Here is a 20,590-nt window from a genome sequence, read left to right as displayed (position 1 = left end):
CTGTATGCCAGCCCGATATGGGAACCGTCAGACCGTTAGACAGCACATCAACAAGCCCGAAGGCAACGCACAAAGTCTCCAAACAACAAGGGAGGGGACCCGAAAGTCCCCTCCCTATGCGTCCTCAGATACCGTGGTACCTATGACATGACAAATGGCTGCACCGAACGGTCAGGCGGTGAAGTACTCCACGCCGGCCTCGAAGATCGGCTGATACTTGTTGCCGGGTACGTTGGCGTACAGACCGCTGCCGGAACGTTCCGAGTGGCCCATCTTGCCGAACACGCGGCCGTCCGGGCTGGTGATGCCTTCGATGGCCAGCAACGAGCCGTTCGGGTTCACCGCAAGGTCCAAGCCGGGCACGCCGGATTCGTCCACATACTGCGTGGCGATCTGACCGTTGGCCTTGAGCTGAGCCAGCACCTCGTCGGAGGCCACGAAACGGCCCTCGCCGTGGGAGATCGCCACCGTGTGCACGTCGCCGACCTCGGTGCGAGACAGCCACGGAGACAGATCGGAGGCCACGCGCGTACGCACCAGACGGCTCTGGTGACGACCGATGGTGTTGAACGTCAGCGTCGGGCACTCGGCAGTCATCGGCACGATGTCGCCGAACGGTACCAGACCCAGCTTGATGAGCGCCTGGAAGCCGTTGCAGATGCCGAGCATCAAACCATCGCGGTTCTTCAACAGATCGCGCACGGCCTCGGTGACGGCCGGAGCGCGGAAGAACGCGGTGATGAACTTGGCGGAGCCGTCCGGCTCGTCACCGCCGGAGAAGCCGCCCGGAATCATTACGATCTGGCTCTTGTTGATCTCCTCGACCAAGGCAGCGGTGGATTCGGCCACGGCGGACGGCGTGAGGTTGTTCACGATAAGCGTGGAAACCTCGGCGCCCGCGCGCTCGAAAGCGGCGGCGGAATCGTACTCGCAGTTGTTGCCCGGGAACACAGGGATGATCACACGCGGCTTGGCGACGCCGGTACCCGTGTACACGGTCTTGCCCACGCCGGCGTATTCGGTGTGGAAATCAACCGTTTCCACGGTCTTGCCCTGCTCCTCGCCCTTGGAACGATACGGGAATACGGATTCGATGCCGCTTTCCCAAGCGTTCTGCAGCTCGGCCAGGTCGATGGTCTCGCCGGCTGCACGGAAGGTGTACGCTTCCGTGGTTACGCCGATCTCGCCCACCTCGACCAAGTTGGAGACGGCCGGGACCTTCTCGTTGTCCTTCAACTCCACGATGAACGAGCCGTACGCCGGAGCGAACAGGTCATCCAAAGCGATGCCGTCATTGAGATCAACGCCGATGCCGTTGCCCACGGCCATCTTGAACAGGGCTTCGGCGGTGCCGCCGTAACCCGGAGTGGACACGGCCAAAGCGGTATGGAAGTCGGTGAGTTCCTCAACCAGCGAGAAGGCTTCCAACAGAGCATCGCGGTCTGGCGTAAGTCCGTCCGCGAGATAACGCGGGGCAATGCGCACGATGCGGTGACCGGCACCCTTGAACTCGGGGGAGGTGGCGCGCTTCATGTTGCCTACAGCTACGGCGAAGGAGATCAGGGTAGGTGGCACATCCAGATCCTCGAAGGAGCCGGACATGGAGTCCTTGCCGCCGATGGCACCTGCGCCCAGATCGACCTGAGCCATCAATGCGCCCAACACGGCGGCGGTGGGCTTGCCCCAGCGTTCCGGCTCGTCGCGCAGCTTCTCGAAGTACTCCTGGAAGCTGAGATACGCCTTCTCATGCTCGAAGCCGGCGGCCACCAGCTTGGCCAGCGACTCGACCACAGACAGGTAGGCGCCGGTGAACTGGTTCTTCTCCATGATGTACGGGTTGAAGCCCCACGCCATCGCAGAAGCGGTGGTGGTTTCGCCGAACACCGGGAACTTGGCCACCATGGCCTCGTTCGGAGTGAGCTGCTTGACGCCGCCGAACGGCATAAGTACGGTGCCGGCACCAATGGTGGAGTCGAAACGCTCGGACAGACCCTTGTTGGAGGCTACGTTCAGGTCGGTCACCAGCGCATGCATGCGCTCCGTCAGGGAACCGGAACGCCATTCGGTCGGCACTTCGTAAGCCTGCTGAGCCTCGACATGCACGATCTGATGCTTGGATGCACCGTTGGAGGCCAGGAATTCACGGGAGAGGTTCACGATCTCGTCGCCGTTCCAGGTCATCACCATGCGCGGATCCTCGGTCACGGTGGCGATCACAGTGGCTTCGAGGTTCTCCTCGCGGGCGTAGCCGAGGAACTCGTCCACGTCTTCGGCAGCCACGTCCACGGCCATACGCTCCTGGGATTCGGAGATGGCCAGTTCAGTGCCATCCAGACCCTCGTACTTCTTCGGCACGGTGTTCAGGTCCACGTACAGGCCGTCAGCCAACTCGCCGACCGCCACGGACACGCCACCAGCGCCGAAATCGTTGCAGCGCTTGATCAGACGGCAGGCATCGCCGCGGCGGAACAGGCGCTGCAGCTTGCGCTCCACCGGAGCATTGCCCTTCTGCACTTCGGCACCATCGAGTTCCAGCGACTCCACATTGTGAGCCTTGGACGCGCCAGTGGCGCCGCCGATACCATCACGTCCGGTACGGCCACCCAGCAGGATGATCTTGTCGCCCGGAGCCGGGGTCTCGCGGCGCACGTGATCGGCCGGGGTCGCGGCGACTACGGCACCGACTTCCATACGTTTGGCCACGTAGCCGGGGTGATAGATCTCGGTGACCTGACCGGTGGCCAGACCGATCTGGTTGCCATAGGAGCTGTAGCCGGCGGCGGCAGTGGTCACCAGCTTGCGCTGCGGAAGCTTGCCTTCCAGCGTCTGGGAGACCGGTACAGTCGGATCTGCGGCACCGGTCACACGCATGGCCTGGTACACGTAGGAGCGGCCGGACAGAGGATCGCGAATGCAGCCGCCGATGCAGGTGGCAGCGCCACCGAACGGTTCGATCTCAGTGGGGTGGTTGTGGGTCTCGTTCTTGAACAGGAACAGCCAATCCTCATCGTGCCCGTTCACATCAACCTTGACCTTGACGGTGCAGGCGTTGATCTCCTCGGACTCGTCGAGCCCCGTAAGGATGCCGTTCTTCTTGAGCCACTTGGCACCGATGGTACCCATATCCATCAGGCACACCGGCTTGGCATCGCGGCCCAGCTCATGGCGCATCTCAAGGTAACGGTCGAAAGCGGCCTTGACTACGGCGTCATCGATGTTCACCTCGTCCAACTCGGTGCCGAACGTGGTGTGGCGGCAGTGATCGGACCAGTAGGTGTCGATCACCTTGATCTCGGTGATGGTAGGCTCACGGCCCTCTTCGGCGAAGTACTTCTGGCAGAATTCCAGATCGGCCAGATCCATGGCCAGGCCGCGATCATCGATGAACTTCTGGCCGGCGGCCGCGTCCATCTCGTTAAATCCAGCGATGACCTCTACCTTGCCGGGAGTCGGTACCTGGGTTTTCAAGGTTTCCTTGGTATCAAGGCTGGCCTCGCGAGCTTCCACAGGATTGATCACGTAATGCTTGATAGCCGCGACATCCGCATCTGTGAGCTCGCCTTCAAGGGCGTACACCTTGGCGGAGCGGACGGTGGAACGCTCGCCTTGAGAGATGAGCTGGATGCATTCGCTGGCCGAATCGGCGCGCTGATCGAACTGACCGGGCAGAAACTCGGTGGCAAAGACCTTGGCCTCGCCGAAATCAGGCAAATCGGCGCAGACGTTGTCCACCTGCGGTTCGCTGAACACGGTGGGGGTTGCCTGACGGAACAGCTCCTCGCTGATACCCTCCACGTCGTAACGATTCACAATGCGTACGGCCTTGAGACCGGAGATGCCGAGGATGGTCTTCAGTTCGCCGGCGAGCTGCTGGGCCTCGACGTCAAAGCCGGGCTTCTTCTCCACGTATACGCGGAAAACCATGGAAATCCTTTCCTAACAATCGTAAAAAGACAATTTGGCTCCCTTCTCAAGAGGGGAGCCAAATACATGAATCAGGCGACTTCGATGCCTTCGGACTTGGCCAGTTCGGCCAAGCGGCTTTCGATTTCCTCATAGGCCGGGATGATCGATCCCAGGCCGCGGCGGAACAGATCCTTATCCAGATGCTCCACCTTGCCGGAATGATCGCGCTGATCCCACAGACGGCAGGAGTCCGGGGTGATTTCATCAGCCAGCAGCAGCGTGCCATCGGAGGCACGGCCCATTTCGATCTTGAAGTCCACGAGCTTGACATCGATCTTGGCGAAGATGTCGATCAACGCTTCGTTGATCTTGCGAGCCAACGGGGCGATCTCGGCGAGATCTTCGCGGGTGCATACACCCAAGGCAACCAGATCATCGTCGTTGACGAACGGATCGTGCAGATCATCGTTCTTCAGGAAGTATTCGAGCACCGGCTCCTTGAGCGGCAGACCTTCCTCCACGCCGAGGCGCGAGCAGAAGTGGCCGGCGGCGGTGTTGCGCAGCACAATCTCCAGCGGGAACATATCCATCTTGCGCACCAGCTGGGCGGTGTCGTTCACACGCTTGACGAGGTGGCTCTCGATACCGCGAGCCTTGAGCAGGTCGAAGATGATGGTGGTGATGAGGTTGTTCAGACGGCCCTTGCCGGTAAAGTCCTCTTTTTTCTCGCCGTCTCCGGCGGTGGCGGTGTTCTTGTATTCGACCCACAGGATGTCGGGATCGTCGGTTGCATACAGTTGCTTGGCCTTGCCCTCGTAGAGCTTTTCCAGCTTCTCCATAACTCGCCTTTCAGGAGTGGAATTCTGGGTGAACTAACGGTAAAAGGGTATCAACGATAGCTGACACCCCATGGGTTATCTGACGTCGATCTTCAATGTGTCGGCGACTTGTCCCGCCTTGGCTCGCGCATCGGCTTCACCGGTGCCAATGGCGAGCGCCACAGCCATGCGCCGGTGGCCATGCACTTCAGGCTTGGCGAAGATACGCAGATCGGTGCCGGGCTCGGCCAACGCCTCAGCCGCATTGGTGAATTCGGCCTCGCCATCGCCGCCCACTACAATGGCATGGCTGGCGGCCACGGTGCCAGCAGGCAGACTCAACGCCACATGCTCAGCCGTAATCGGCAACCCTAAAATCGCACGCGCATGCAGAGCGAACTCGCTCAAACGCTGGGAAGCCATCGTCACCATGCCGGTGTCATGCGGGCGAGGGGAGACTTCGTTGAACAGGATCGAGCCATCGTTCAAAACGAACAGCTCCACACCGAACACACCCCAACCGGTTTCTCCGGCTTTGCGGGCGCGAGCCACCAGGCCCTCGACTGCGGTTCGTGCGATTTCTTGCGCACGCTCGGCTTCGCCAGCCGGTTCGGCAGCCGGCTGCCAGGACTCGCGGTAATCGCCGGATTCTTGACGCTGGCCGATCGGCGCGCAGGTCACGATACCGGCCGAGGAGCTCACCGTCAGCACCGTCAACTCACGATCCAGTGGAGCCAAAGCCTCCACGATCACACGGGATACGTCACCCTCATCGGCGGCACGGCGGCCTTCCTGGGCTTCGGTCCATGCGGCATCGATCGCATCAGCCGAACGTACTACGGACTGACCGTGACCTGAGGAGCTCATCACCGGCTTGACCACACACGGATACCCGACCGTGGCGGTGCCTTCGCGCAGCTCTTCCAGCGAACCGGCGAAACGATACGGCGTGGTCGGCAAACCAAGCTCTTCGTGAGCCAGCACACGCAGACGCTCTCGATCCATACAGATCGCCGCAATCTCGGCGCTCGGCACCACCTGAGCGCCGGCCGCAGCCGCTCCAGCCAGCACATCCGTGGCGATGGCCTCCACTTCAGGCACGATGATGTCCGGCTTCACCTCGTTGAACAATGCCTGCAACTCGACGGCATTCGCCATATCCAGCACGCGATACTCATGTGCCACTTGCTGGGCCGGGGCGCCGGCATAGGAATCCGCTGCACACACCCAAGCGCCCAATCGCATCAGTTCGATGGTCACTTCCTTGCCCAGCTCGCCAGAGCCCAGGAACAGTACGCGGGTCGGATGCTTGCCGAGCGGAGTGCCGAGTGGACGGTGGGTTGTGCAGGAATCGGAGGAGTTCGCAACAGTGTTCACTTGAGTCTCAGTCATACCTCACATTCTGCCATGCCGCACGAATTTTGCCGTCTGTAACCTGCCATAAATACTGCATATAGACACGCCGCCGCATGGGCTTGGATGACGTCGTACGGTATCAATTACCGGCCGATTGTTCAGCGCGGTCGGGCCAACGTTTGAAGGGGAATCGCTTGCAAGGTCATTCATTGGGGCCTTGCAGGCGAATGAACGGAGGAGATTGGATATGCCAGTGCAATATGAGGCACTGATTTCCAAGCGATCGGCACATCTGCCGGGCAATCCCTTCGCCGAGGCGGATGCGCGAGTTGCGATCGCAATTGCTCAAGGGCGTGACGTCATCGATATCAGCAAAGGCAACCCAGACGGACAGCCGCCAATATTTGTCCAAGATGCGCTTGCCGCTGCGGCGCATGACCCATCCGAATTTCGTTACCCGCCATTTGACGGGCTGCCGCAATATCTTGACGCCATTGCCGGTTGGTATAAGCGTGAGCATGGAGTTTGCGTGAACCCCGCCACCGAACTGCTCGCCACCTCCGGTTCATCGGTAGGCATCGCCACTGTGATTCAAGCGTTGATTGACCCTGGCGACACGGTGGTGGCAGTGAACCCATACTATCCGCAGTATGAAGGTTCCACAGCGGTGGCAGGCGGCCGATTCGAAACGATTCCCGCCAGTGAGGCGCATGGCTTTCTCCCCGATTTAGAAGCAGTGGACCCGGCATTGTGGACGCGAGCCAAGCTACTGATTCTCAATTACCCGAACAATCCCACCGGTGCGGCGGCCACGCCGGAACTGTATGCGACTGCCGTGCGTCTTGCCAAACAGTACAATTTTGCGGTACTCAACGATTTTGCCTATGCCGGGCTGGAGTTCAATGGTGCGCGCTCGCTGAGTTTGCTGGAAACCCCGGGTGCCCTTGAGGTGGCATTGGAGCTGGGATCGCTTTCCAAAATGTATATGGTTGCCGGCTGGCGAGGTGGATTTATCGCCGGTAACGCTGACCTACTAGCCGCGGTCAAGGCTGTCCATCGGCAGACCGCAGTGCTGGCCTCCAGCGTGATTCAACAGGCTGGTGCAGTGGCCTTGAACTCCGACCAGTCCACGGTAGCGGAGCTGGCGGCGCGGTATCAGCATCGTTTTGAAATCGTGCGCGACGGTTTGCGTGGCAGTGGGTTGGAAGTCAATCAGTCGTATGGCGGATTATTTGCTTGGGCACGCGTGCCCAATGGCGCTGGCACGTCGGCCGACTTTGTTGATTGGCTGCTCGATACTGCCGGTGTCGCGCTGATACCCGGTTCTTGTTTCGGCGCGGTGGGGGAGCACTGGGTGCGTATCAGCTTGCTCAAGCAAACTACCGAGCTATATAAGGCTGTTTTACGGATTCGCGGCGCGCTGGGCCACTGAAGGCGTTAGCCCAATGGGCAAACAAATTGGGCATCACGCATCACTAGGCAATAATTGGGCATTGCGTATCGCGCCACACTGTTTTCTCGGGGGAGTCGGACGTTTGCCTGCGCCATATGCCACCTGGTGTATGGACGTGACCTAAGATGAGGCAATGCGTGAAAACGGGAGCGAGGAAAGCCTCGATAGGCCGCTGACTATCGCCTTGGTAGTGGATACGGTGGGCAATCAGGGGAATGGCACTTCCAATTCGGCGCTGCAATGGGCAACCGAGTTGGAGCGGCAGGGGCATCACGTGCGTTTGGTGGGCATCGGCGCCCCTGAATATCCGGCGCGTGTGAACAAGGTGCCGCTGGTCTCCTGGGTGGCGGCCAAACAACTTATGCAGTTTGCCCAGCCGAGTGACACGCTTTTCCGTACCGCATTCCAAGGCGTGGATGTGGTGCATATTTACATGCCGTTCAAATTCGGCCGTCATGCGGCTAAAGTCGCCCGCCAGATGGGTATCCCGGTGACTGCCGGCTTCCATCTGCAGCCGGAGAATGTATTGTATTCCGCGGGACCATTGCGTCATATTCCGGGTATCTCAACCTTTTTGTACTGGCTGTTCAAGCACTGGCTGTATAAGCGTGTCGACCATATCCATGTACCTACCGAGATGACGGCGAGTCTATTGCGTTCGCATGGATATCAGGCGACACTGCATGTGATTTCCAACGGATATTCTCCGGAATATCAACCGGGCGAGCTTCCGGACCCGAAAGCCGCATCGCCGGTGCCGTTCCGCATCATCGCATCGGGACGTCTGGCGCATGAGAAGGATCAGATCACGCTGATCAAGGCGATTGCCATGTCTCGTCATGCGGAGGATATCCAGCTGGTGATTGCCGGTACCGGACCATTACGCCATTACCTCAGGTTCCGTGCCGGCAGGCTGTTGGCGCGCAAAGCGGAAATCGGTTTTCATCGACATGCTGAAATGCCGAGTTTGTTAAGGTCGGGCGACTTGTTCGTACATTGCTCCATTGCGGACATCGAATCGGTAAGTGTGATCGAAGCGATGGCCTGTGGTTTGGTGCCTGTTATCGCCGCATCGGAGCTCTCTGCTGCCAGCCAGTTCGCTTTGCTGGACGAATCGCTGTTTCCTGTACGGGATGTGGCGTTGCTGGCTCGTCGCATCGATTGGTGGATCGCACATCCGCGAGAACGAGCCGAGTGGAGCGCCAAGTATGCCGAGAGCACCAAGGAACATTATTCCGTGGAGGCCTCGGTCCATAAATTTGTGGATATGGAGCGTGAGGCCATCGAGGGATAGCCTCACGCGATTGAGCGCTGAATGGTCGTGCTGGTTGTGGTTCGCCGTATGCCGACTTACAGCAGTTGGATAAGCTGATCGACTTCCTCGTCGGTGGTGGCCCAGCTGGTGCAGATACGCATCACGGTATGGGCGTCATCGGCTTTTTCCGTGAAGCCAAGTTTCACATGCTGCGCCAGACGGTCGATGGTCGGCTGATCGAGCGTCACGAAAATCTGATTGGTCGGGGCCTCGAACGTGAGCCGGTAGCCCTTGGCCTTGAGCGCTTCGCGAATACGATCGGCGGCAACATTGGCATTGCGGGCAATCTTGAAATAGAGGCCATCGGTAAACAGTGCGTCGAATTGTGCGCCCAGCACGAAGCCTTTGGCCAATAATGCGCCGTGCTGTTTGATTCGTGTCAGGAAATGTTTCGGTGTGTTGTTCTTGGTGAAGACTACGGCCTCGCCGAAAAGCGCGCCGACTTTGGTGCCTCCGATGTAGAACACGTCGGCGATACGGGCCAAGTCGGGCAGCGTCAAGTCGCCGCCGGTCGCCGTCAGCGCATAGCCGAGGCGCGCGCCGTCCACGAAGAGCGGCATGTCGTATCGATGAGCCACATCGGCAAGTGCTTCCAGCTCGGCCTTGGAATACAAGGTGCCGTATTCGGTGCTTTGCGAAACATAGACGCAGCCGGGGAAGACCATGTGCTCGTAATTGCCGTCCGCATAGAAGGTCTTGCAGAATTCGTTGAGTTCGGCCGCATCCATCTTGCCGTTGTGATGGGGAAGCGTGAGCACCTTATGCCCGCTGAATTCGATGGCGCCGGCCTCATGCACGTTCGGATGTCCGGATTCGACCGCCACCACACCCGCGTATGCCGGTGTGACCGTGTCGATAACCACTTGATTGGTCTGTGTGCCGCCCACCAGGAACCAGACGTCGGCATTCGGCAGATCGCAGGCTTCGCGGATTTTGTACTTGGCCTGAGCGGTCAGCTCATCCGAGCCGTAGCCGGAATAGAGGTGCTCATTGGCGCGCGCCACGGCGTCAAGCACAGCTGGGTGAGCGGCGCGGGAATAGTCGTTTTCAAAAGACAACATTGCGAATCCTTCTTTTTTCGGGCCTCATGAAGCAATAGCCCCGAGTCTACAACGCTGTAGTTTGCAACGGTTTGCAACAGGAAAACTAAAAACCCCTCCGATTCCTCGGAGGGGTACTGGGGTGGCCAACGCGGCTCGAACGCGCGACCTTCTGAACCACAATCAGATGCTCTACCAACTGAGCTATGGCCACCATGCATGTTTTCCAGTGGACTGGAAGACAACAGATGAAGACTATACACAACTTTGCGTCATTGCGCATCTCGGCGTGTCGCGAATGCGTTGGGCGGCGGGTGCAATTGTCGGGTGCGATTCGGTGGCCCGTTGATCGAATGTCACAACGTGGCGTCGCCTTCATTGTAGGAATACCTAAAAATGATCGGTTGCCAGTAAGAGTTCGTTCACAATGTGAGCAGAATGTTTCGTGTCAAGTTGGATGAGCATAACTTCATGCGATGTTGTATTCCATTACCAGAGAGAGAAACACCAATGGAAAAGGTTAAGGCTTTTGCTGACTGGCTGACCAAATGGTTCACGGTCATCGTCATCGTCTGGGCCGTCTTCAACTACTTCGTGCCGCAGGCGAGCCTGTGGGGGCAAGCCGTACACCGGCTACATGCTGGGCATCGTGCTCTTCGGCATGGGCCTGACGCTGAGCCTCGATGACTTCAAGCGCATCCTCACCCAGCCGCTGATGGTTATCGTCGGTACCGTCGCCCACTTCATCATCATGCCGCTTATCGCCGTGCTGCTGTGCTGGATCTTCCGTCTTGACGGCCCGCTGGCTGTGGGCGTGATCCTCGTGGGCTGCTGCCCGTCCGGCACCTCCTCCAACGTGATGAGCTACCTGTCCCGCGGTGACGTAGCCCTGGACGTCTCCATCGGCATCCTCTCCACCCTGTGCGCACCGTTCATGATCCCGCTGCTGATGCAGCTGCTGGCTTCCCAGTACGTGTCCGTGCCGGTCGAGTCCCTGTTCCTCAACGCCGTCAAGGTGGTGCTCTTCCCGATCGCCCTTGGTGTGATCTGCCATATGATCTTCGGCAAGAAGATAGAGAAGGTCACCGTGGCCCTGCCGATCGTCTCTCAGGTCGCCATCCTCCTGATCATCGGCGTGGTGGTTGCCGCCAACGGCCCGAAGCTGTTCCAGGCCGCCTCCCTGCTGGCCATCCCGGTGGTTATGCTGCACAACCTGTCCGGTTATGCTCTGGGCTTCGGCTTCTCCAAGCTGATGTACAAGGTCTACCCGAAGGGCTTCCGTTACGCTCAGCAGAAGGCCATCACCTTCGAGGTCGGCATGCAGGACTCCGCTCTGGGTGCCACCTTGGCCCTGCAGTCCTTCGCGACCAACCCGCTCGCGGCCGTGCCGTCCACCTTCTTCTCCGTGTGGCACAACATCTCCGGCTCCATCCTTTCCAGCTGGTGGCGTAACCACGATGACAAGCACGAAATCCATTGGGATTCCGACAATGGCGAGAAGGGATCCGCTAAGGATGCCGACTCCGTGCATGCCTTCGATGCCGACAAGGCCACCGCTAAGGCCGAGGCCTGATTCGGTGCCGGTCCGCAGCGTATAAGCTGCATTCCTCGCGCTGATTGACCGCAACCGCTCCTGCTTACTCCCGATTGTCTTACCGGGCGTTTTGCAGGAGCGGTTTTGCTATACTTGGAGGTGCGGAAAACATTGAAGAGAAGCGGCGAAGAGGCCGATTCCGCAAGAGGTTTCCAAGAACAAAAACTCAGATAGACAACAAAAAATATATGAGGCGATAGCTGGTTAAGTAATGGTGTTCCCTCCTCTTGGCGGTGCCCCCGAGTGACATAGACTCCTCGGGGGCACCTGCTGTCTGGGGATTGTGGGGAATGCCAACGGTCCACGCGGAGCTGGCTGGTTGGAATGTCTGTTGCGAGACCGTAAACTTGGCCGAACGGCCTTGAGTGTGTCGAACAACAGCCATCCCGACCAGATGGCGGCCAGTACGTATCGATGATGTAAGCCGGCGCGTCGTTGTCCGGGGAATTCGTAATATAGATATTCGTGTGTGCCAACGGCATGCCTTATGTAACAGGCGTGCGGGTTGGGATATCCTTCGATTCGCTGATCGCATGCAGTAATGCATCGACGGGAGAAGCGGAGGCCATCGGGCCGGTGGACTGGGCTAGCTTTTTATGATTCGTCGAGCGCGGATATACCGTGCTGAAAGCGATTCGGTGAGAAGTGCGGGCGCAGTGCGGCGGTCGCACGAAACCAAGAGAAATCACTGAATCGGAGAATTCAAGTTGCCTACTATTGAACAGCTCGTCCGTAAGGGACGTCAGGCAAAGCCGAAGAAGTCCAAGACTTTGGCCCTGAAGGGCAGCCCGCTGCGTCGTGGCGTGTGCACCCGTGTCTACACCACCACCCCGAAGAAGCCGAACTCGGCTCTGCGTAAGGTCGCTCGTGTGCGCCTGTCCTCCGGCATCGAAGTCACCGCCTACATTCCGGGCGAAGGCCACAACCTGCAGGAGCACTCCATCGTGCTCGTGCGCGGCGGCCGTGTGAAGGATCTGCCGGGTGTGCGTTACCACATCGTGCGTGGTGCGCTCGATACCCAGGGTGTTAAGGACCGCAAGCAGGGTCGTTCCCTGTATGGAGCAAAGAAGGCGAAGTAAGAGATATGTCACGTAAGGGACCTTCCAAGAAGCACGTCGTGCTGCCCGATCCGATCTACGGTTCCACCGTGGTGGCGCAGCTCATCAACAAGATTCTGCTCGACGGCAAGAAGTCGATCGCTGAGGACATCGTCTACTCCGCGCTCGATATCGTCAAGGAGAAGTCCGACCAGGAGCCGGTCGCTGTTCTGAAGCGCGCCCTGGACAACATCCGTCCGTCCCTTGAGGTGCGTTCCCGCCGTGTCGGTGGCGCCACCTATCAGGTGCCGGTCGAGGTCAAGCCGAACCGCGCCAACACTCTGTCCCTGCGCTGGCTGACCGACTTCTCCCGCGCTCGTCGTGAGAAGACCATGGCCGAGCGTCTGGCCAACGAGATCCTGGACGCCTCCAATGGTCTCGGCGCTTCTGTCAAGCGTCGCGAGGATACTCATAAGATGGCAGAGGCTAACAAGGCCTTCGCTCATTACCGCTGGTAATTAATCCAGGAGAATAAGGAATAACGATGGCTCAAGAGATTTCGGACCTTCACGACGTCCGCAATATCGGCATCATGGCTCACATCGATGCCGGTAAGACCACCACTACCGAGCGAATTCTGTTCTACACCGGTAAGAGCTACAAGATCGGTGAGGTTCACGATGGCGCCGCCACCATGGACTTCATGGCACAGGAGCAGGAGCGCGGCATCACCATTCAGTCCGCCGCTACCACCTGCTTCTGGAACCGTCAGACTCACGATACCAAGGACAAGTTCCAGATCAACATCATCGATACCCCTGGCCACGTGGACTTCACGGCCGAGGTGGAGCGCTCCCTGCGCGTGCTCGATGGTGCCGTTGCCGTGTTCGACGGCAAGGAAGGTGTGGAGCCGCAGTCCGAGACCGTGTGGCGTCAGGCTGATAAGTACGGCGTGCCGCGTATCTGCTTCGTCAACAAGATGGATAAGCTCGGTGCGAACTTCTACTACTCCGTCGACACCATCAAGGAGAAGCTGGGCGCAACCCCGATCGTCATGCAGCTGCCGATTGGCGCCGAGAACGACTTCGTCGGCGTTGTCGATCTGGTCGAGATGCAGGCATACGTGTGGAACGGCACCGAGGGCCTCGGCGCCAAGTACGACACCACCGACATCCCGGAGGACCTCAAGGACAAGGCTGAGGAGTACCACGAGAAGCTCGTGGAGGCCGCAGCCGAAGCCAACGACGACCTCATGAACAAGTTCTTCGAGGACGGCGATCTGTCCAAGGAAGACATCCGCGCCGGTGTGCGTCAGCTGACCATCGCCAAGGAAGCCTTCCCGGTCTTCTGCGGTTCCGCCTTCAAGGACAAGGGCGTGCAGCCGATGCTGGATGCCGTTGTTGATTACCTGCCGTCCCCTGAGGACGTGCCGGCCATCAAGGGCTACAAGCCCGGCGATGAGTCCGTCGAGATCGATCGTCACCCCACCAAGTCCGATCCGTTCTCCGCACTGGTCTTCAAGATCTCCACGCACCCGTTCTACGGCAAGCTCGTGTTCGTGCGCGTCTACTCCGGTTCCGTCAAGCCCGGCGACTCCGTGCTCGACTCCACCCGTGAGAAGAAGGAGCGCATCGGCAAGATCTTCCAGATGCACGCCGACAAGGAGAACCCGATGGATGTGGCCGATGCCGGCAACATCTACACCTTCGTGGGTCTGAAGAACGTCACCACCGGTGACACCCTGTGCGCTATCGACGACCCGATCACCCTTGACTCCATGACCTTCCCGGATCCGGTGATCCAGGTGGCCGTCGAGCCGAAGACCAAGGCCGATCAGGAGAAGATGGGCATCGCTCTGGCCAAGCTGGCCGAAGAGGATCCGACCTTCCAGGTCACCACCGACGAAGAGTCCGGCCAGACCCTGATCGCCGGCATGGGCGAGCTCCAGCTCGACATCATCGTCGACCGTATGCGTCGCGAGTTCAAGGTGGAGTGCAACCAGGGCAAGCCGCAGGTGGCCTACCGCGAGACCATCCGCAAGGCCGTCATGGATCAGGGCTACACCCACAAGAAGCAGACTGGTGGTTCCGGCCAGTTCGCAAAGGTCCTGATGAACTTCGAGCCGCTCGACACCACCGAAGGCAAGACCTTCGAGTTCGAGAACGCCGTCACCGGTGGCCACATCTCCCAGGAATTCATTCCGTCCATCGAAGCTGGCGTCAAGGAGGCCATGGAATCCGGTGTTCTCGCTGGCTTCCCGGTCGTGGGCGTCAAGGCCACCGTCACCGACGGCCAGATGCACCCGGTCGATTCCTCCGAAATGGCCTTCAAGCTCGCAGGCTCCATGTGCTTCAAGGAGGCTGCTCCGAAGGCCAAGCCGGTTATCCTCGAACCGATCATGAAGGTCGAAGTCCGTACTCCGGAGGAGTACATGGGCGAGGTTATCGGCGATCTGAACCAGCGTCGTGGCAACATCCAGTCCATGACCGACGCCATTGGTGTCAAGGTCATCGACGCCAAGGTCCCGCTGTCCGAGATGTTCGGCTACATCGGCGATCTTCGTTCCAAGACGCAGGGCCGCGCCATGTTCACCATGGAGATGGACTCCTACGACGAGGTGCCGAAGAGCGTCTCCGAAGAGATCATCAAGGCTCAGCGCGGCGAGTGACACGCGCTGCTTGAGGAGTTGGCCAGTGTCTCCAGTCAGCGGTAATATTCTGTACCGCTGACTGGGTTCTGGCTCTCCAAAGTGGCACATAACCCAGAAACCCAGTAGAATAGAGCGAGTGCCTGCGTGATAGGGCGCAGGAAACTCACGAGACGTCCAGGAGGACAAAAGCAAATGGCAAAGGAAAAGTACGAGCGTACTAAGCCGCACGTTAACATTGGTACCATCGGCCACGTCGATCACGGTAAGACCACCCTGACTGCCGCCATCTCCAAGGTGCTGCACGAGGAGTTCCCGGATGTCAACCCGGAGTACGACTTCAACCAGATCGATTCCGCTCCGGAAGAGGCCGCCCGCGGTATCACCATCAACATCGCCCACATCGAGTACCAGACCGCTAAGCGTCACTACGCTCACGTGGACTGCCCGGGCCACGCCGACTTCGTGAAGAACATGATCACCGGTGCTGCCCAGATGGATGGCGCTATCCTCGTTGTGGCCGCCACCGACGGCCCGATGGCTCAGACCCGCGAGCACGTGCTGCTCGCTCGTCAGGTGGGCGTCCCGAAGATCCTGGTCGCCCTGAACAAGTGCGATATGGTCGACGATGAGGAGCTCATCGAGCTCGTTGAGGAAGAGGTCCGTGACCTCCTCGACGAGAACGGCTTCGATCGTGACTGCCCGGTCATCCACGTGTCCGCTTACGGCGCTCTGCACGATGACGCTCCGGACCACGAGAAGTGGGTTGAGCAGATCAAGAAGCTCATGGACGCTGTCGATGAGTACATCCCGACCCCGGTTCACGATCTGGACAAGCCGTTCCTGATGCCGATCGAGGACGTCTTCACCATCTCCGGCCGTGGTACCGTGGTAACCGGCCGTGTGGAGCGTGGCCAGCTGGCCGTCAACTCCCCGGTCGAGATCGTTGGTATCCGTCCGACCCAGTCCACCACCGTGACCTCCATCGAGACCTTCCACAAGACGATGGACGCCTGCGAGGCTGGCGACAACACCGGTCTGCTGCTGCGTGGTATCAACCGTACCGACGTTGAGCGTGGCCAGGTTCTGGCTAAGCCGGGCTCCGTCACCCCGCACACCAAGTTCGAGGGTGAGGTCTACGTGCTGACCAAGGACGAGGGTGGCCGTCACTCGCCGTTCTTCTCCAACTACCGTCCGCAGTTCTACTTCCGCACCACCGACGTCACTGGCGTCATCGAGCTGCCGGAAGGCGTCGAGATGGTTCAGCCGGGCGACCACGCTACCTTCACCGTTGAGCTGATTCAGCCCATCGCAATGGAGGAGGGCCTGACCTTCGCTGTGCGTGAAGGCGGCCACACCGTGGGCTCCGGTCGAGTCACCAAGATCCTGGCCTGATTGTTATCAGACAAGATCTAGTGCGCTTGAACTAGCCTCTTAGAAAGTCCCCTTCGGGTTCGTCCCGGAGGGGACTTTGCTATATATACCTATATATACGAGTACGGTTTGAATAGCACGAGCACAACAAGGAGACGACGATGCGGGAACTACGATGGGCGACGCTTGGATGTGGCGTCATCGCCAATCAGCTTGCACAGGCTATGGAAAGCAAAGGACGCAAACTGTATGCCGTAGCCAATCGCACACATGCCAAAGGCGTGGCGTTTGCTGAACATTATGGCATCGGCAAAGTCTACGACCAGATCGACGACGTGTTTGACGATCCGGACGTAGACGTCATATACATCTCCACTCCACACAACACTCATATTGCATATCTGCGCCGTGCGTTGGCCGCCGGTAAGCATGTGTTGTGCGAGAAATCGATTACGCTCAATTCGGATGAGCTCCGGGAAGCCATGGATTTGGCCGATGCCAATCACGTGGTACTTGCCGAGGCCATGACCCTGTATCATATGCCGGTCTACAAGAAGCTCAATGACATCATCGCTTCCGGTGCCTTGGGTGAACTGAAACTCATCCAGATGAACTTCGGTTCCTACAAGGAATACGATATGGCCAATCGCTTCTTCAACCGCAATCTGGCGGGCGGTGCCATGCTGGATATCGGCGTGTACGCGCTCTCGTTCGTACGCTGGTTCATGAGCTCCAAGCCGGACCAGATGCTTTCCCAAGTCAAGGCTGCTCCCACTGGCGTTGACGAACAGGCCGGCATCCTGTTGACCAACCCTGACGGGCAGATGGCCACGGTTACTCTTTCGTTGCATGCCAAGCAGCCCAAGCGTGGCACTGCGGTTTTCGACAAAGGATACGTGGAAATCTACGATTATCCGCGTGCCGAACGCGCCACCATCACATATGTTGCGGACGGGCATACCGAGGTCGTTGAGGCCGGTGCTACAGACAATGCCTTGGCCTATGAGGTGGAAGATATGGAAACCGCCATCGCCGGGGATTCGTCGGTGATGCACCTCGACTATACGCGTGATGTGATGGACATGATGACCGAAATCCGGTGCAACCAGTGGCATATGTATTACCCGGAAGAAGAACGGGCATAGGCATTGCCATGCAATGCAGGAAAATATGTTTTTGCGCCACTGGATCATGACGAACCATGCGCTGAGAGCATGACTGCGTATGGCTGAAATCTATTGGATATCATAACGAAAACGGTCTTCAATAATATGCGAAGTCGGTGCAGTGACCGAATAGTTCCAGCACGCAATCGACTGCATATGGTGGGCGGCGGCATATGACGCCTCGAAATAAGGAGCAATGCGTAATGAGTGAAACCATGAAGGCCGCGATTTTCGTGGAACCCGGCAAGATGGCCGTGGAAGAGGTGCCGAAGGCACACCTCGAAAAGGACGACGACGTGGTGGTGCGTGTGGTGCGTGCCTGCGTATGCGGCTCTGACCTGTGGTACTTCCGTGGGCTGTCCGATCATCCGCGCCACAGCCAGATCGGCCATGAGTCCATCGGCGTGGTCGAGGAGATCGGTTCCGAGGTCACATCCGTCAAGCCCGGCGATTTTGTAGTGTTGCCTTTCCCGTACAGCTGTGGCAAATGCCCGGTATGCAAGGCCGGTTTTGAATCCGTGTGCCCACACGGCGGTTATTTCGGTGCCAGCCAAGCCGAGTACGTGCGCGTACCTGAGGCTGACGGCACGGTGGTCAAGGTACCCGGCTCTCCTGAGGATTATGACGACGCTACGCTTGCCTCGCTGTTGACTATCGCCGATGTGATGTCCACCGGTTATCACGCCGCAGCGTCCGCCGAAGTCAAGCCCGGCGACATTGCAGTGGTGATGGGTGACGGTGCCGTGGGACTGTGCGGCGTACTGTCCGCACATATGCTTGGCGCCGGTCGCATTATCGCCATGAGCCGCCATGAGGATCGTGGCGCGCTGGCTCGTGAATTTGGCGCTACGGATATCGTGGCTGAGCGCGATCAAGCCGCCATCGACAAGGTGCTGGAGATGACCGGCGGCTACGGTGCGGATGCCGTGCTGGAATGCGTGGGCTCCAAGCAGTCCTTCGATACCGCCATCGGCTTGATTCGTCGCGGTGGTGTGATCGGCCGTGTGGGTCTGCCGCACGATGTGGAGATCAGCGCCGAAGGTACGTTCTATGGCAACATCGGCATCAAGGGCGGTCCGGCACCGGTACGTCACTACGATCTTCACGCCGGTCTGCTCGATGCGGTGCTCAAGAAGGAGATCAACCCCGGTCGCGTGTTCACCGTCGAGTTCGACCTCGACCACATTCAGGAGGCCTACGAGGCCATGGACCAGCGCAAGGCCATCAAGTCCCTGATCCGCTTCTGAGCGTTATGGCACTCAGAGTTTCCTTGTGGGAGAGCTGTCATGCGAAGCGTGACTGAGGGGATCGCTCATACAGCACACTTCTCTTCCGTGCAATGCGTCCATTGAAACTGCACCATACTTCTGATACACTTTAAACTGTATCAGAAGTATGGTGCAGTTTGCGTTGGTGGTCGAGGTTGACCGCCTCCACGCAAACTGCTCCTCACGGGCGAATGGGGTGATTGCGATGACAATCATGGCGTCTTATGTGGTTGTGGCGATGCTGATCTGGCTGCTCATGCTGGTGCTCACCATCACCGTGCTGGTGCTGGTGATCAGGGCACTGCTGCGGATGAGCCGGGAGCCCTCGCTGTCGATGCGGGCGGGGGCGGTCGGCGACAATCCGCCGTTCTCCGGCGACGGACCGATATCGGTGGCCCGACATCGTGCGCTGATGGCGTTGCTCGCCGGCGCAATCGTGCTGATTGCGGGTCTTGTTCTCAATGATGCGCTCCCGCAAAGCATGGCACTCATCGCGGCGCTCACGCCGGGACTCTCCGCATCAACGGTCATGGCGGTTATCGCGTTGCCGTTCCCGGATTCGATATCGCGGCAGGAAAGCCGTGGCGGTGTGCGCGTGGCGTCCCTGCGGTCGCGTGAGCCGTGGACCTATGCCCGGCGGTACGTACTCATGCAGCCGTTGCTGGCCGCAGGATTGCTCATCGCCTACCTTGGCTTCACCATCGCCACAGCGAGTCCTGATGATTTCGGACTGATGCGAAACGTTGCGCTGACCGGACCGGACGGCGAATCGCAAGGTTCGGCGGGTCCCTATCCCGGTTCCTACTATGCCGTCCCGCTTATTGTCGTCACTTGCGTGCTGGCGGCATTGGCCTGCTTGGCGCTGTGGCGCATCGCCCATGTGCCTAGCTCCCCGGATCCGCAGTACGGCGAAGAGGACAAGGCATGGCGCGTGCTGTTGACACGGTTCACGGTGTTCCTGTCCGCTGGCTCGATGCTTACCTACGCGGTGGGCGTGCTGGTGGTGGCCGGCACCGCCACAGTGCGCGTCGGCACCAATAACGGTTCGCTGTCTCCGGCCTATGCGGATGACGTGTATCCCACGCTGGGCAACGCGCAGATCATCATGGGCGGTGTGGTGGCCGTGGTCGCTTGCATCTACCTGATCATGGCATGCGTTGCGGTCGTACGTCTCTGGACCGGGACGAGCCGCGAGGGTCGTCGATGAGCGGCGGGGGAGACGAGCTGCGTCTGGTGATTCGCGAATCGTCGCCAACGCCGGTCTATGAACAGATCCGCGCGCAGATCGAAGGCATGGTGAAGGTCGGTGCGCTACATGACGGCGACAGGCTGCCGTCGGTACGCCAACTGGCCGGCGATCTGCGACTGGCTCCCGGCACCGTGGCCAAGGCATATGCCGAGCTCGCCGATCGAGGCGTCATCGAGACGGCCCCCGGCCGTGCCGCACGCATCAGGCGCGTGACGACGGTTCCCGAGCCGTTGCTCCGGGCCGCGAGGACCTATGCCGAGCAGTCACACCGGGTCGGCGCGACGTTCGAGGACGCCGTCAACGCTCTGCGTGCCCAGTGGGACTGATACGCGGGGACATCGCATCCTCAGCATGGAATCGGTGTGGC

At 59.4% G+C, this 20,590-nt stretch carries 14 protein-coding genes, 1 tRNA gene and 1 pseudogene; 11 read left to right on the top strand and 5 right to left on the bottom strand.

The window, feature by feature from the left end; translation table 11 throughout:
* Positions 1-171: 171 nt before the first annotated feature.
* The 3 genes from CUU80_RS07585 to purT all read right to left on the bottom strand — a co-directional run bounded on the left by CUU80_RS07585 (position 172) and on the right by purT (position 6,116).
* Entirely contained in the window at positions 172-3,924 is a 3,753-nt protein-coding gene (locus tag CUU80_RS07585) for a phosphoribosylformylglycinamidine synthase (protein ID WP_100496704.1), read from the bottom strand.
* 71 nt (positions 3,925-3,995) lie between these two features.
* On the bottom strand, positions 3,996-4,745 hold the full coding sequence (gene purC, locus CUU80_RS07580) for a phosphoribosylaminoimidazolesuccinocarboxamide synthase (RefSeq protein WP_100496703.1): 750 nt from the start codon (positions 4,743-4,745) through the stop codon (positions 3,996-3,998).
* 75 nt (positions 4,746-4,820) lie between these two features.
* Entirely contained in the window at positions 4,821-6,116 is a 1,296-nt protein-coding gene (gene purT, locus CUU80_RS07575; protein WP_100496702.1) for a formate-dependent phosphoribosylglycinamide formyltransferase, read from the bottom strand.
* 217 nt (positions 6,117-6,333) lie between these two features.
* On the opposite strand from purT, the gene CUU80_RS07570 reads away from it, so the two are divergent.
* Both CUU80_RS07570 and CUU80_RS07565 read left to right on the top strand, forming a co-directional pair.
* Positions 6,334-7,512, top strand: coding sequence for a pyridoxal phosphate-dependent aminotransferase (locus CUU80_RS07570; protein WP_100496766.1), 1,179 nt, complete (start codon positions 6,334-6,336; stop codon positions 7,510-7,512).
* A 154-nt stretch (positions 7,513-7,666) separates the two neighbouring features.
* A complete protein-coding gene (locus CUU80_RS07565) occupies positions 7,667-8,827 on the top strand; it encodes a glycosyltransferase (RefSeq protein WP_100496701.1) in 1,161 nt (386 codons plus the stop codon).
* 56 nt (positions 8,828-8,883) lie between these two features.
* Here CUU80_RS07565 and CUU80_RS07560 read toward each other — a convergent pair whose 3' ends face one another.
* Both CUU80_RS07560 and CUU80_RS07555 read right to left on the bottom strand, forming a co-directional pair.
* Positions 8,884-9,909, bottom strand: a complete 1,026-nt coding sequence (locus CUU80_RS07560) for a threonine aldolase family protein (protein WP_100496700.1) — start codon at positions 9,907-9,909, stop codon at positions 8,884-8,886.
* A gap of 117 nt (positions 9,910-10,026) precedes the next feature.
* Positions 10,027-10,102: transfer RNA gene (locus CUU80_RS07555), tRNA-His, on the bottom strand.
* Positions 10,103-10,398: 296 nt separating this feature from the next.
* On the opposite strand from CUU80_RS07555, the pseudogene CUU80_RS07550 reads away from it, so the two are divergent.
* The 9 genes and pseudogenes from CUU80_RS07550 to CUU80_RS07510 all read left to right on the top strand — a co-directional run bounded on the left by CUU80_RS07550 (position 10,399) and on the right by CUU80_RS07510 (position 20,549).
* Positions 10,399-11,461, top strand: a pseudogene (locus CUU80_RS07550) (bile acid:sodium symporter family protein).
* A gap of 728 nt (positions 11,462-12,189) precedes the next feature.
* Positions 12,190-12,561 (top strand): 30S ribosomal protein S12, encoded by a 372-nt coding sequence (gene rpsL / locus CUU80_RS07545; protein ID WP_003813881.1) that lies wholly within the window; start codon positions 12,190-12,192, stop codon positions 12,559-12,561.
* 5 nt (positions 12,562-12,566) lie between these two features.
* Complete coding sequence (rpsG, locus tag CUU80_RS07540; RefSeq protein ID WP_094667337.1) at positions 12,567-13,037, top strand: 30S ribosomal protein S7; 471 nt, start codon at positions 12,567-12,569, stop codon at positions 13,035-13,037.
* 26 nt (positions 13,038-13,063) lie between these two features.
* The gene (gene fusA, locus CUU80_RS07535; RefSeq protein ID WP_100496699.1) at positions 13,064-15,187 is read left to right on the top strand and encodes an elongation factor G; all 2,124 of its coding nucleotides are present in this window, start codon (positions 13,064-13,066) and stop codon (positions 15,185-15,187) included.
* 174 nt (positions 15,188-15,361) lie between these two features.
* Complete coding sequence (gene tuf, locus CUU80_RS07530) at positions 15,362-16,561, top strand: elongation factor Tu (protein WP_100496698.1); 1,200 nt, start codon at positions 15,362-15,364, stop codon at positions 16,559-16,561.
* 140 nt (positions 16,562-16,701) lie between these two features.
* Complete coding sequence (locus tag CUU80_RS07525; RefSeq protein ID WP_100496697.1) at positions 16,702-17,685, top strand: Gfo/Idh/MocA family protein; 984 nt, start codon at positions 16,702-16,704, stop codon at positions 17,683-17,685.
* A 224-nt stretch (positions 17,686-17,909) separates the two neighbouring features.
* Positions 17,910-18,953: a zinc-dependent alcohol dehydrogenase family protein gene (locus CUU80_RS07520; protein WP_100496696.1), complete on the top strand. Its 1,044-nt coding sequence runs from the start codon at positions 17,910-17,912 to the stop codon at positions 18,951-18,953.
* Between the two features lie 226 nt (positions 18,954-19,179).
* On the top strand, positions 19,180-20,181 hold the full coding sequence (locus CUU80_RS07515) for a hypothetical protein (protein ID WP_100496695.1): 1,002 nt from the start codon (positions 19,180-19,182) through the stop codon (positions 20,179-20,181).
* Positions 20,127-20,549, top strand: a complete 423-nt coding sequence (locus CUU80_RS07510; RefSeq protein WP_207760103.1) for a GntR family transcriptional regulator — start codon at positions 20,127-20,129, stop codon at positions 20,547-20,549. The genes CUU80_RS07515 and CUU80_RS07510 overlap by 55 nt, the downstream gene beginning before the upstream one ends.
* Positions 20,550-20,590 lie beyond the last annotated feature (41 nt).

Source organism: Bifidobacterium scaligerum, from assembly GCF_002802865.1.
GTDB classification, from domain to species: Bacteria; Actinomycetota; Actinomycetes; order Actinomycetales; family Bifidobacteriaceae; genus Bifidobacterium; species Bifidobacterium scaligerum.
This window is presented reverse-complemented; position numbering and strand designations above follow the sequence as displayed.